Annotated in this window: 16 protein-coding genes; 2 read left to right on the top strand and 14 right to left on the bottom strand. The window is 37.4% G+C overall.

Going from position 1 to position 12,359, the window contains the following annotated elements; all coding sequences use genetic code 11:
• Positions 1-51 precede the first annotated feature (51 nt).
• Positions 52-450, bottom strand: a complete 399-nt coding sequence (locus P2Q73_RS17035) for a single-stranded DNA-binding protein (RefSeq protein WP_216598626.1) — start codon at positions 448-450, stop codon at positions 52-54.
• Positions 451-717: 267 nt separating this feature from the next.
• Between P2Q73_RS17035 and P2Q73_RS17030 the strand changes: the two genes are divergently transcribed.
• Entirely contained in the window at positions 718-1,158 is a 441-nt protein-coding gene (locus tag P2Q73_RS17030) for a YwpF family protein (RefSeq protein WP_275789310.1), read from the top strand.
• A gap of 22 nt (positions 1,159-1,180) precedes the next feature.
• On the opposite strand, the gene P2Q73_RS17025 is transcribed toward P2Q73_RS17030, so the two are convergent.
• From P2Q73_RS17025 to spoIID, 12 genes are all read right to left on the bottom strand, one after another.
• Positions 1,181-1,549, bottom strand: coding sequence for a hypothetical protein (locus P2Q73_RS17025; protein WP_275789308.1), 369 nt, complete (start codon positions 1,547-1,549; stop codon positions 1,181-1,183).
• A 98-nt stretch (positions 1,550-1,647) separates the two neighbouring features.
• A complete protein-coding gene (locus P2Q73_RS17020) occupies positions 1,648-2,046 on the bottom strand; it encodes a hypothetical protein (RefSeq protein WP_275789306.1) in 399 nt (132 codons plus the stop codon).
• Between the two features lie 103 nt (positions 2,047-2,149).
• Positions 2,150-2,494 carry a hypothetical protein gene (locus P2Q73_RS17015; protein ID WP_275789304.1) on the bottom strand — a complete coding sequence of 115 codons (345 nt, stop codon included), beginning with the start codon at positions 2,492-2,494 and terminating at the stop codon, positions 2,150-2,152.
• A gap of 125 nt (positions 2,495-2,619) precedes the next feature.
• The gene (locus P2Q73_RS17010) at positions 2,620-2,982 is read right to left on the bottom strand and encodes a hypothetical protein (RefSeq protein WP_275789303.1); all 363 of its coding nucleotides are present in this window, start codon (positions 2,980-2,982) and stop codon (positions 2,620-2,622) included.
• A 153-nt stretch (positions 2,983-3,135) separates the two neighbouring features.
• A complete protein-coding gene (gene fabZ, locus P2Q73_RS17005) occupies positions 3,136-3,576 on the bottom strand; it encodes a 3-hydroxyacyl-ACP dehydratase FabZ (RefSeq protein WP_053590503.1) in 441 nt (146 codons plus the stop codon).
• Positions 3,577-3,597: 21 nt separating this feature from the next.
• On the bottom strand, positions 3,598-3,864 hold the full coding sequence (locus tag P2Q73_RS17000) for a DNA-directed RNA polymerase subunit beta (protein ID WP_053590504.1): 267 nt from the start codon (positions 3,862-3,864) through the stop codon (positions 3,598-3,600).
• 24 nt (positions 3,865-3,888) lie between these two features.
• Entirely contained in the window at positions 3,889-4,728 is an 840-nt protein-coding gene (locus P2Q73_RS16995) for a flagellar hook-basal body protein (protein WP_056828035.1), read from the bottom strand.
• A gap of 91 nt (positions 4,729-4,819) precedes the next feature.
• Positions 4,820-5,659, bottom strand: a complete 840-nt coding sequence (locus P2Q73_RS16990) for a flagellar hook-basal body protein (RefSeq protein ID WP_275789299.1) — start codon at positions 5,657-5,659, stop codon at positions 4,820-4,822.
• Positions 5,660-5,698: 39 nt separating this feature from the next.
• Complete coding sequence (gene mreB, locus P2Q73_RS16985; protein WP_053590507.1) at positions 5,699-6,691, bottom strand: rod shape-determining protein; 993 nt, start codon at positions 6,689-6,691, stop codon at positions 5,699-5,701.
• A 383-nt stretch (positions 6,692-7,074) separates the two neighbouring features.
• Positions 7,075-7,350, bottom strand: coding sequence for a sporulation transcriptional regulator SpoIIID (locus P2Q73_RS16980; protein WP_053590508.1), 276 nt, complete (start codon positions 7,348-7,350; stop codon positions 7,075-7,077).
• A 255-nt stretch (positions 7,351-7,605) separates the two neighbouring features.
• Positions 7,606-8,268, bottom strand: a complete 663-nt coding sequence (locus P2Q73_RS16975; RefSeq protein WP_053590509.1) for a M23 family metallopeptidase — start codon at positions 8,266-8,268, stop codon at positions 7,606-7,608.
• A gap of 10 nt (positions 8,269-8,278) precedes the next feature.
• Complete coding sequence (spoIID, locus tag P2Q73_RS16970) at positions 8,279-9,241, bottom strand: stage II sporulation protein D (protein ID WP_275789295.1); 963 nt, start codon at positions 9,239-9,241, stop codon at positions 8,279-8,281.
• A gap of 396 nt (positions 9,242-9,637) precedes the next feature.
• Here spoIID and P2Q73_RS16965 point away from each other — a divergent pair, with 396 nt between their 5' ends.
• On the top strand, positions 9,638-10,591 hold the full coding sequence (locus P2Q73_RS16965; protein WP_275789293.1) for a nuclease-related domain-containing protein: 954 nt from the start codon (positions 9,638-9,640) through the stop codon (positions 10,589-10,591).
• A gap of 151 nt (positions 10,592-10,742) precedes the next feature.
• On the opposite strand, the gene murA is transcribed toward P2Q73_RS16965, so the two are convergent.
• A complete protein-coding gene (gene murA, locus P2Q73_RS16960) occupies positions 10,743-12,038 on the bottom strand; it encodes a UDP-N-acetylglucosamine 1-carboxyvinyltransferase (protein WP_275789291.1) in 1,296 nt (431 codons plus the stop codon).
• Between the last annotated feature and the right edge of the window lie 321 nt (positions 12,039-12,359).

Below are 12,359 nucleotides of genomic sequence, written 5' to 3'. Positions count from 1 at the left end.
TCAGGTTTTTCTCTCATAATTCAGCGGTAATGCGTGCGGTCTAATAAGTATTTATACTGGAAGTTGATTTGTATGTGATGTTGGAAATTCGAAGTCTGATTCTATTTTCTTTTCGTTTGGTTGATGTGGTTCTTGATCATCTCGTTTCTTCGTTACTAAAAATCGGATGTCCTCCACAACTACTTCAGTTACAAACACTCTCCCTTCTCCTTTTTCATATGACCTCGTATTAAGCCTACCTGCTATCCCGACAAGTGAGCCTTTCCCACAATACTTTACGGTCGTTTCTGCGAGCTTTCCCCAAATCGTGCATAGCACAAAGTCCGCTTCATCTGTTTTATATCCCTTATTTACTGCAATTACAAAACTTGTTTGTACCCTTCCTTCGGATAAATATTTGAGCTGTGGAGCTTTTGTCATTCGTCCGATTAATGAAACTGTGTTCACCATTTCACCTCCTTCTATTTGATTAGCACCATCATAAAGCTATTCCAAATAGTTAGCAAAAGTCGAAAATGGCATTTTTGGCTCGTTTTTTCATTCAAAATGCGATTCTGGTAGCATTCATTTTTCTGAAACCTTCATAATCCAAGCTTTATAAAAATCAAAAATGGAAATTTCGCATTTCTTTATTTTTTTGCCAGTAGTTCCACCTATCCGTGCATCCTTCTTATGTTATAATATGGTTTAATCAAATCCTTCATAAGGAGAATGCAGATGAAAACTTTTAAAATGATTTCAATTGATATTATACACGAAGATGAGGTAGTTCCTATTTCTCTTGAAGATGGTATTGTGATTAATCAAGAAAATACAAGCCGTTCTTGGATATTGGAGCTTTTTATCGATAAAAAATATGAGAATCTTTTTCAAGAATTTCAATCAACCAATGAAATCCTGAATGTGCAGGTTATTATTTCTTATCCTGAAAACGAACCTGCTAATTTTGAAGTTGTTACATATTCAGTGAAAGAAATTGGACAACACATTTCTGTATTGTTAAAAGGTACATTAAAGCACGTACGAAGAAAATATGCAGAATCTCTCCTTGAAGAATTGATACAAGAAGGACTAACTGGAGAAGAACTACTAGCCAAATTTGAAAAGTACATGAAAACAAGACCTAAGCTAAAAACAGACCAAATAAAAAAAAGCTGACTCAATGGAGTCAGCACTTTTTTTACTCATTTCTCTCTTTAATATCTTGTTTAATCGTTTGTCCCGCTTCGTTGTTTGCCCCATTCATTTCAGGAACTACATCGTCATTAACACCGTTAAAACCATTCGATTGATTTGGAACTGTATCTTGGTATCCATTATTTGTCCCATTCGTTCCACCTGTTCCATTCATTCCGTTTGGTCCCGTTGTCCCGCCATAATCGTTCGTTCCATTGTTATTATTCCCGTTAGGTGATACATCGTCCCCACCTCGCTGAACATCGTCCAATGGTGTGTCATTATCGTTAGGAAAAGCACCTTCATCGTTGTTATTACATCCAACTAATAAAAAAGCACTCATTGCTACTGCAGGAATTGCCTTTTTCCACATAAATAATTCCTCCTTTTTATTTACATTAAACGATTACAAGATGGGAGGAACTATCCCTTGGGCTGTTATGCAAATTAATTAGATATTTTTATATCTAATCATTGATCCTTGTCGTTTATTATTCCATCCATGTTGTTACCGTTGTTACCGTTGTTTCCATTATTACCGTTTAGGCCATTGTTTCCGTTGTTGCCATTATTACCGTTAAGGCCATTGTTTCCGTTGTTGTCGTTTTCGCCGATTTCGCCATCGTCACCGTGATCAACGCCATCATCGAGGTCTAAACCGTTATTGTTATTAGTATTTGATCCACCCATACCATTTCCGTTTGTACCATTATTATTGTTATTATCCATGTCAGGTGTGATCTCATCTACACCCTCTTGAACATCTTGCATTGGAGTTTCATTATCATCTGGAACACCATTGTTGTTGTTATTACATCCAACCAATAAAAATGCACTCAATGCTACAGCAGGAACGGCTTTTTTCCACATAAAAAAATTCCTCCTTTCTGGATTATGTTCATCACACTATGGTGACTTACAATAGGTTATCCATGAAAGGAAGGAACTATCCCATGGCAAAAATGCCTGTTTTTTACTCCGTTATTTCTTTTATTTCTTGTTTCGTCGATTGACGATTATTGTTGTTTGCGTTTGGAACAGTCTCGTCATTGACACCATTGTTAGTACCTGTACCTGCGCCACCATCAAAGCCAGCTGGATTGTTTTGGCCATTATTATTGTCATTCGTATTTGTTCCATCTGTGCCGTTCATTCCATTGCCATTGTTATTATTCATATCAGGTGTGAGGTCATTCAAATCCTCTTGAACTTCTTCCATTGGTGTTTCGTTATTATTCGGAGCTGCATTATCGTTGTTATTACATCCAACCAATAAAAAAGCGCTTAATGCTATACCAGGAACAGCTTTTTTCCACATAAAAAAATTCCTCCTTTCTGGTTTATGTTCATCACACTAAGGTGATTTACGATAGATTGTCCAGGAAAGGAGGGAACTATCCCATGGCATAAATGCCTGTTTTTTCATTTATTATCAGATTGCGATTACTTCGTTATTTCTTTTATTTCTTGTTGCATCGTTTGACCAGTATCGTTGTTTGCATCTGGAACTAAGTCTTCATTGATTCCTTTGTTTTCATTTGGAACTACATCATCGAGACCGTTGTCTCCAGCACCACCATTATATCCACTTTCATTCGTATTAGTGCCGCCTATTCCATTCATTCCATTACCATTGTTATCATTTTCAGGTGTAAGGTCGTTCATATCAGGTACGAGGTCGTTAACATCCTCCCCAACTTCTTCCATTGGTGTTTCATTATTATTCGGTGCTGCATTATCATTATTATTACACCCAACCAATAAAAAGGCACTCAACGTTAAAGCAGGAACAGCTTTTTTCCACATAAAAAAATTCCTCCTTTTCTGGTTAATGTTCATCACACTATGGTGATTTACAATAGATTGTCCAGAAAGGAAGGAACTATCCTATGGCATTCCTGCCTGTTTTTTTGATTAAAAAATAAATAAAGTATAACACTCTTCTAGAGCGGAATACTATTATTGATTGTCTACTACTGGTCCTAATGCGAAGAGGATATCAGCCTCACAAACAAGTTCACCGTCTACTGTTGCGATTCCATGCCCTTTGCCCATAGCTCCACGAAGTTTAACTAGTTCTACTTCCAGCTTTAATTGATCACCTGGTTTAACTTGGCGTTTAAATCTGCAATTATCAATACCAGTGAAAAAAGCGAGTCTTCCTTTATTTTCAGGAATTTGAAGAACTGCTACTGCTCCAACTTGCGCTAACGCCTCTACGATTAATACTCCCGGCATCACTGGGTATCCTGGGAAATGCCCATTAAAAAATTCTTCATTTATCGTGACATTTTTAAGTCCTACTGCTCGTTTACCTTCTTCTACTTCAAGAATTCGATCAATCATTAAAAATGGATAACGATGAGGTAAAATCGCTTGAACTTGCTCTGTTGTTAACATGTTTTTCCCTCCGATATGTCCCTATTTACCGTCTTTTATATCTAAAATATGCTGATACGTTTCCCATTTGAGTGCATCTTTCGCAGATCCTTCTCCAAGGACCCCGTATCCAACCATTAAACCAGCTGCAGCTGCTCCTACAAGGAGTGCGATAACTATTAGTATACGCAGCCATATGGGGAACATGCGAATTTGGACCCAATTGATTTTTTTCGTTTCAGTTTTAGCTTCTTGCGCTTTTTCTATTTTTCGTTGTTGTCTGCCAGAAATTTTAACTTCTTCTGTCATGAGCCCAACTCCTTACGGAAAAGATTATCTTATCCCATTTATTAGACCCAACATTTGGTCTGCTATCGATATTGATCTTGCACTGAATTGGTAAGAACGCTGAGCAGTCATTAACTCAGTCATTTCTTTTGACATATCTACATTAGACATTTCCAATACTTGATTCGTTAAAGCTATTTCACCACGTTCAGCACCTTGAAGGTCAATTATCACATCTTGTGCATTGACCCCTAACTCTGCCAAATTGTTCGGCAATGCAATGTACGTCTCAGAAAGCTGTTCCATTAACTGTGGTTTTTGTAAAACAGAAACAGCTAATTCTCTTTGGACAGTAGAACCATCTGGATAATTTGCTGTTAGTACACCAGACTCGTTTACAGAAAAACTTGAAACGTTATCTGGAATAGTAATTGCTTGTCCAGCTGCATCAGCCACAGGATAACCATCTCCTGTAACGAGCATTAAGTTACCATTTTCCATTGGCGAAACATAAAATGCACCTTGACGAGTATAAGCCGTCTGTTGGCCATTTTCTCCATCTGGCATTAAAACATTAAAATATTGCTTTGGTTCCTGAAAAGCAAAATCTAAATCACGTCCCGTAGATTGGAGACTTCCTTGCTTCCAGTTCATGGATGCCTGCGCAAGTGATGCTCCAACACCATAACGGATTCCTACTGGTGATTGACGATCTACTTTGTCCAACTTGTCATTGTTAAATTGTTGGTATAATAGCTCTTGAAATTTTACATCTTTCGCTTTATAGCCATGCGTATTGGAGTTCGCAAGGTTGTTTCCAATAATGTCCATTTGACTTTGAAGCTGTGACATTGTATTCGTAGCTGTAACCATTGTACGTAACATCTATGGGTGCCTCCTCTTAAATTTAGAAAGAAGAATAAATTTTTCTATATTGTTACTGTCTAGCTTCCGGCTTCTGCTGCCTTAAGTATTTCTAATTTACCCGTCCTACTTCATTGACTGCTTTTTGCATGCTTTGGTCGTATGCTTGAAGTACTTTTTGATTTGCTTCAAAAGCTCGGTATGCTGTTAACATTTCCGTCATTGTTTTAGCAGTATCTACGTTGGAACGTTCAATATATCCTTGTTGCATCGAAAAACTAACGTTTTCCGTATCGTAAGCTGAAGGCAAGTCTGTGCCATCCGCAGTTTTAAATAAACCATTGTCTTGTTTGATCAACGTTTCTGGTTGGGTGGAAAAAGAAACACCTATTTGCCCGATTGCGGCATCATCTACATAAATCTGCCCATCACCAGCAACACGAAAATCGTCATTTTGAAGCTGAATACGTTGCCCATTTGAATCAAGAACATACAGACCTTGAGGATTTGTTAAAAATCCTTCTGCATCTAATGTGAGGCTCCCATTGCGAGTGTATGCTTCTCCTTCCACTGGATGCTGTAAGCGATAAAAAATGGCACCTGATTGACCCGTTTCTGCATCTTCTGGTAGTAAACCATCAATCAAAGAAATATCCGTATTCAAGCCCGTTTCTTGCAGCTGACCTTGCTGCATCAAAGCGATTGTTTCTTGCATATAAACACCAGTACCTACTGCTCCAACACCTGTAGCATACTTTCCGTTGATAGGAGCATCCGTTGGAATATTGGAAGGACCTAATTTGGATAAAAACATTTCAGGAAATGATCTAATCGCTGATTGATCCGCTTTATATCCAGGCGTATTTGCGTTTGCCATATTATTTGTCAGTAATTCCGTTCTACGCTGTTGCGCAATCATTCCAGATGCAACTGTATGAAATCCACGAAACATTAGAATGCCTCCTCTTTGTCCAGCTGCAGAACCAGCCAGTTATCTTCTTGAGATTCTATCAATATTATCTAACATGATTCCCGTGCCTATCGCTACACAATCCATAGGGCTCTCTGCTATAAATACTGGCACTTTCAATTCTTCTACAAGAAGATGATCCATTCCATGTAAAAGTGCTCCCCCACCAGTAATGATTACGCCACGGTCAATTATATCGGCCGATAATTCAGGCGGTGTCTTTTCTAAAACATTTTTCGCTGCTTGTACAATAACAGAAACTGATTCGCGTAATGCTTTTTCAATTTCTTCTGAACGAATGGTAATGGTTCTTGGAAGACCAGTTACCATATCACGTCCACGAATATCCATCTCTTCATTACGACTATTTGGAAATACAGTACCTATCGTAATTTTTATGTTTTCCGCTGTACGTTCCCCTATTAAAAGCTTGTACTCTTTTTTTATATATTGAAGGATGTCGTTGTCAAAAACATCTCCGGCAATTTTAATAGATTCAGAAGTAACGATGTCTCCCATTGAAAGTACTGCAACATCTGTAGTACCTCCACCGATATCGACAACCATATTACCGCTTGGTTGGAAAATATCCATTCCTGCTCCAATTGCTGCAACTTTAGGTTCCTCTTCCAAGTATACTTTTTTACCGCCCGATTTTTCTGCTGCTTCTCGAATTGCTTTTTGTTCTACACTTGTAATGTTAGTAGGACAACAAATTAAAATGCGAGGCTTAGATAGAAATCCTTTTACGTTTAATTTGTTAATAAAATGCTTAAGCATTGCTTCTGTCACGTCAAAATCAGCAATTACTCCATCTTTTAGTGGGCGAATAGCAACAATATTCCCTGGTGTTCTGCCCACCATTTGACGTGCTTCTTCTCCAACTGCAAGCACTTTGTTTGAGCTTTTATCTATAGCAACTACGGATGGTTCATTTAAAACAATCCCTTTACCCTTTACATGAATTAATACGTTCGCTGTTCCTAAGTCGATTCCTATATCCTTCGCAAACATTAACAATGTTTCTCCTTCCCTATCTAAACCATTTTATATGTATAATTCCATACGTCTCTAACTTATAATTTTATCATAGTTTTGTCATAAAAACACTTTTTTTATTGACAAATAAACCCTTACTATTTTCCTTCTTTTTGTTTTTTTTTTCAGTAAATGGAGTAATATACTAGAACTTTATAACTAGTTCTATATCATTTGAGTAACGGTATTATTTTCTATTTAACCATTCCATTCAGAAGGGCAAAAAAAAGAATTTTACAGAATGAGAAAACAAGACCAATTTCGTTTAAACAGAGACCAATTATCCTCCATTCGAGAACATTGCTCATAAAAAAGAGTAGCAAAAGGCAACTATTTTAAAAGAAAAAAGCCGTGATTTATTACAAATCACGACCTTTCCCATCTTCCTTTTTTGTTTTCCATTTTCGTTTCGTTGCCTCTCCACCGCGTAAATGCCTGACCGATTTATGATACGCAAGTATTTCTTTGACTTCTTTCGCCAATTGCGGATCCACTAAATGGAGCCTCTCCGTCAAATCCTTATGAACAGTGCTTTTAGAGTGACCGGTCGTGCTCGCGATGGCACGGACAGTTTTCTTTGTTTCAATTACCATTTCCCCTAAACGTATGCATCTATGACGTATCGTTTCGTGCACTAACTCTTCCTTTCGTTAGTAAAGGAACACTTTTCATCACTTTATGCATTCGTATCGGTTTTTATGAATTTCAAATTCGACTTAAGGTGTTACTTCTGCAAAACGCAGAAAAGACTACATCGAATTTATTCAATGTAGTCCAAACGAAATCTGTACATCCATTGGAGGCTTTAAGTCCACTGGATGCTTGGAACTCAGGCGTCACCGGAATTCCATATTTCAGCATATTCACGCTAAAATTTAAATAAATAATGTTTAAAACGCTAGTAATGATTCCGGATTGACTAGGATACCCTCTTCGTTATAAACCTCAAATTGCAAGTGAACACCTGCAGTAGGGTTCCATTCATTTTCAGATGAAGTTGCAAGTGCTTGTCCTTGCTCCACAACATCTCCTACTTTTACTAGAATGCCAGTGACAGAGCGATATTTTGTTTGCATACCATTTGCATGAGATAAGACGATTTCATCTCCTACAAAAGGATCTACATTGACTGCTTCTACTTTTCCACTCATTGCTGCAACTACTTCGAATGGTTCTCCATTCATCGACAGGGATACACCCGTATTCGCTACATAGGTTTGATTGAACACGAGTAATGATTTTTCACGTGTCGCTTCATCTGCTTCCATGTCATAATAGTGCTGTACGACTTCCATGCTATCCAACAAAGTTTCTTTGAAAGGATATTTCATAGATTCTGCTTGTGCATTCGTTTCGATAGTTACTTTATCAGGATCCTTACTAGCATCGGTCCATTTGGACTCTCCTGCTGTATCCGTGTCAACAAACACGTTATACCCCCAAATCATTCCTACGAATGCTACCGAAAACCCCGCATAAATTAGTGGCCAAAACCACGGTTTCTTCGGATTTTTATTCTTCTGAGAAGGCTTGTTTGATTGTTCTTCTCTCATTTTCATCACCTCAATTGCTATTATTTGCATTTGAAGGAGATTTTAAACACGTTGAAAAACTTTTTATTTCTGTTCCTTTATAATAGTGAAGAAGAATGTCATGTGCACCTACAGAATCGTGTGCCAGCACCTCTGCACCGTACTGGCTCATTCCTACTCCATGCCCATATCCGACCGTATCTACTATCACCTTATCATTCTTGAATGTAACTTTAAAATCCGTAGAGGGGAGTCCGAGTAATGTACGAACTTCACGGCCTGTCCACGTTTTACCGTTTATTTGTACCGACTCTACGCGATTAGAATCTGTCTTCGTCACTTGAAATGTTTTCGCTATACTTTCAGACCATTTTAATCCAAAAGCATTTGCCCATTCCTTCTTTGTATACTCGAATTGCTTATTTACATTTGGCGCAAACAGCTCTTCCTCTTCACTTGGTACAGAAACTAAGTACGGAATCGCATACCCACTATAATTTTCCGCACTCTCTGTTTGTCCATTACTAGTCGAAAAGAACATAGCCGTGATCAGCTGATCCTTATAAACAATGATTTCTCCTTCGGTAGAAGCGACGACGTTACGGAGTTTTTCCTCATATTCCTCAAAGGAAGATCCCCATTTTTTCTTTCGTTCTTCTTCGCTTACATACACTTGTTTTTGCACCGTTTTTTCAATAGGTGTTTCCCCATAATTCGTCTCGCGTAACACATACGTCCGAGCAGCGATAGATTGTGCTTTTAAAGCCTCTTCATGAAAGGAAATAGGCATTTCCGCAGCTACAACTCCTAAAACGTACGTTTCGAGAGGAATCTTCTGTTGTTCCCCTTTCACTTCGATTAGTATTGGACATTCAATTTCAAAATCTAGTTCCAATGCAGGTGGTGATTTTGAGTCATGCTTTTCTTTGATTAATAAGAACGGTAGTAACAGGAGGCATATGACAATGAATAATAAGAGTATGTTTTGTTTCATAGAGGTACTATATGCTAGACAGAGAGGGAAAATGAACAAGTAGTTTTAATAGGGAAACTTATGAAGGAATTATTTAACATTAAATAACGTAATGTGGCACTTCGAGATTAATTGTGCGTTGAACGAGACTATTTTACATAAACTCGAGACTATCTCCAAACAGAACGAGACCAATTTGGCGATATCCGAGACCATTTCTCTGAGTAAAGAGCTAGCTTAATGAGATAGAAAATAATTTTTTATTTCATGCTAAACAAGAATTTGATTTTGGAACGATATATTATCCCAAAATTGAATTTTGGAGTCAAAAAATGCTAAAACTGACCAAAAACACATACTAAAATGGGAATTATGCACTCTATAGAAAATATGATAATCTTAATTTGAGGTGATAATTTGATAGCAAAAAAATATTCCACAACACCATACATGGTAGCATTACAATCACTAAAAAAGAGATTGAAAAAAAATCATCCAAAGTACTTAAATATTCAAGAAGAAATACTACAGAAAACTGCTGGAGACATTGGAGAAGAAGCAGTGATGCGTTTCCTTGAACAAGTAAAGTTGCCTTACAGGTTCTATGCATTCCACAATATTTCACTACTTTCCGAATCTCTAATTCAATTAGACATTCTTATTATTTCACCCTATTACGCGTTGATTCTTGAAGTAAAAAACCTAAAGGGAGAATTAACATTCACAACAAATCCTTCACAGCTTGTTCGGCGGCTTGAAAATGGAAAAATCAATGTATTTGATTGTCCCTCATTACAATTAGAGGAATATGAATATCAACTGAACCTTGTTTTCCAAAAAAATAATATTCCCCTGCCAGTCTTCGGAGCAATTGTATTTGCATTCTCAACAAGCCATATCCAAGCCTCTCCATCAAAAACAACCATATTAACACGAAAACAAATCAAACCTTATTTAAGAGAAATGAATATTGAAAGGCCATTCCTCTCAAATAATGAACTAGATCTTATTAAAAACTATATTTTGAATGCACATAAGGAATTTCGGCCATTTCCATTAATTAAATACTTCTCCATTAATCCTGATTCAATCATTCATGGGGTCGAGTGCAGTAATTGCAACTTAATTGGAATGAAAAAAGTGCAGCACAATTGGTTTTGCCCTAAATGCAAAAACTATCAAAGAAATGCACATGAAAAAGCCTTGAAAGACTATTTTTTGATTTACAAAAATACGATGTCTAACAAAGAATGCCAGCAATTTTTAAAACTCGATAACAAACATCAAGCTACAAGAATATTAAAAAACACGATGCTAATAAAAACTGGTCAATCCAGAAATACTAAATATAGCATTAGATCCCCTAAATGAAAATCCATTTTTTAGCACTTCGAGACAAAATAACTCAAAGTCGAGACCAATTCCACTATATTAGCAACCATATCCTAAGTAAACAAGACCAAAAATATCCTTCGACAAAAAAAGCACCATGCATGTATGAATGCACAGTGCTTTACATATATTATACAAGTTGAATTGCTTTCTCTGGGCTTTCGGTACCGATTCTTTCAATATCCGCACCAAGTGCTGCAAGTTTTTTGTCGAAATCAACGTAGCCACGGTCTAAGTGATAAAGTTCAGTTACACGTGTAATACCTTCAGCTACAAGACCAGCGATAATAAGTGCTGCTGCTGCGCGTAAGTCCGTTGCTGCGACTTCTGCACCTTGTAAATTAGATGGTGATTCCATAATTACGGAACGTCCTTCGATTTTCATGTTGCCATTCATCCGTCGGAATTCTTCCACATGCATAAAACGGTTTTCAAATACAGTTTCTGTAATGATTCCTGTTCCATGAGCAGTCATCATCAATGCCATCATTTGTGATTGCATATCTGTAGGGAAACCAGGATGTGGCATTGTTTTAATATCAACTGATTTTAATGGTTCTGAAGAACGTATACGTAAGCCTTGATTTTCTTCAGTTACTTCAACGCCCATTTCTTGCAATTTAGAAATTAGTGCTGTCATATGCTCAGGTACAGCATTTTCGATTAGCACATCGCCTTTTGTAATTGCAGCTGCAACCATGAATGTTCCTGCTTCAATACGATCTGGGATGATATGGTGCTCTGTTCCGTGTAATTCAGATACACCTTCAATACGTATTGTATCTGTACCGGCACCTTTGACACTTCCACCCATTTCGTTGATGAAGTTAGCTAAATCGACAATTTCCGGCTCTTTAGCAGCATTTTCGATAATCGTGATGCCTTCAGCAAGCGCTGCAGCAGTCATAATATTTTCTGTTGCTCCTACGCTCGGTACGTCTAAATAGATTTTTGCACCTTGTAAGCGTCCATTTGTTTTTGCTTCTACAAAGCCATGTCCGAACGAAATTTCAGCGCCCATCGCCTCAAAGCCTTTTAAATGCTGATCAATAGGGCGTGAGCCTATTGCACAACCACCTGGAAGAGCAACGCGTGCAAAACCATTGCGCGCTAAAATTGGACCCATTACAAGTATAGATGCACGCATTTTACGCACATACTCAAATTGTGCTTCACTTGAAAGTCTCTCTTGAGAATCAATTATTACTTGATTTAGTTCTGGATTGTATATAACTTGTGTATTTAAACTTTTTAACACTTCATTAATTGTCAAAACGTCTGCTAGTGTAGGTACATCTTTGATTACATTTTGTCCTTTGGTGGCAAGTAAAGCAGCAGCAAGAACTGGTAGAACAGCATTTTTCGCGCCTTCCACTCTTACATTTCCTTTTAAAGTTTGACCGCCCTTAACAACGATTTTATCCACTTCTTTCCCTCCGCGTTCTTATCCTCATTTGCTCATATATAATCGAAAATATGTATGATGTCATTATTAGGAATTACAAAACAATATACATCATACAACGAATTTCGAGTATATACAAGCATCAAAAACACTATTTTCTACTGCTAATTTAGTTCATTTTCATTGCTATAGTATACGTTATACCCAGTCTTTTCGTGTAGATAATCTTAAATTACCCCAGTGTGTTTCACATAAAACCTAATCGACAAAATATTTCCCAGGAAATAAGAGGAGATTCTACATGCTCATACAAACTACTCCATTATTTGCATGAGCATAAAG

The organism is Bacillus sp. Cr_A10 (genome assembly GCF_029222665.1).
Taxonomy (GTDB): domain Bacteria; phylum Bacillota; class Bacilli; order Bacillales_A; family Planococcaceae; genus Psychrobacillus.
The sequence above is the reverse complement of the archived record's forward strand: the minus strand, read 5'-3'. Positions and strand labels throughout refer to the sequence as shown.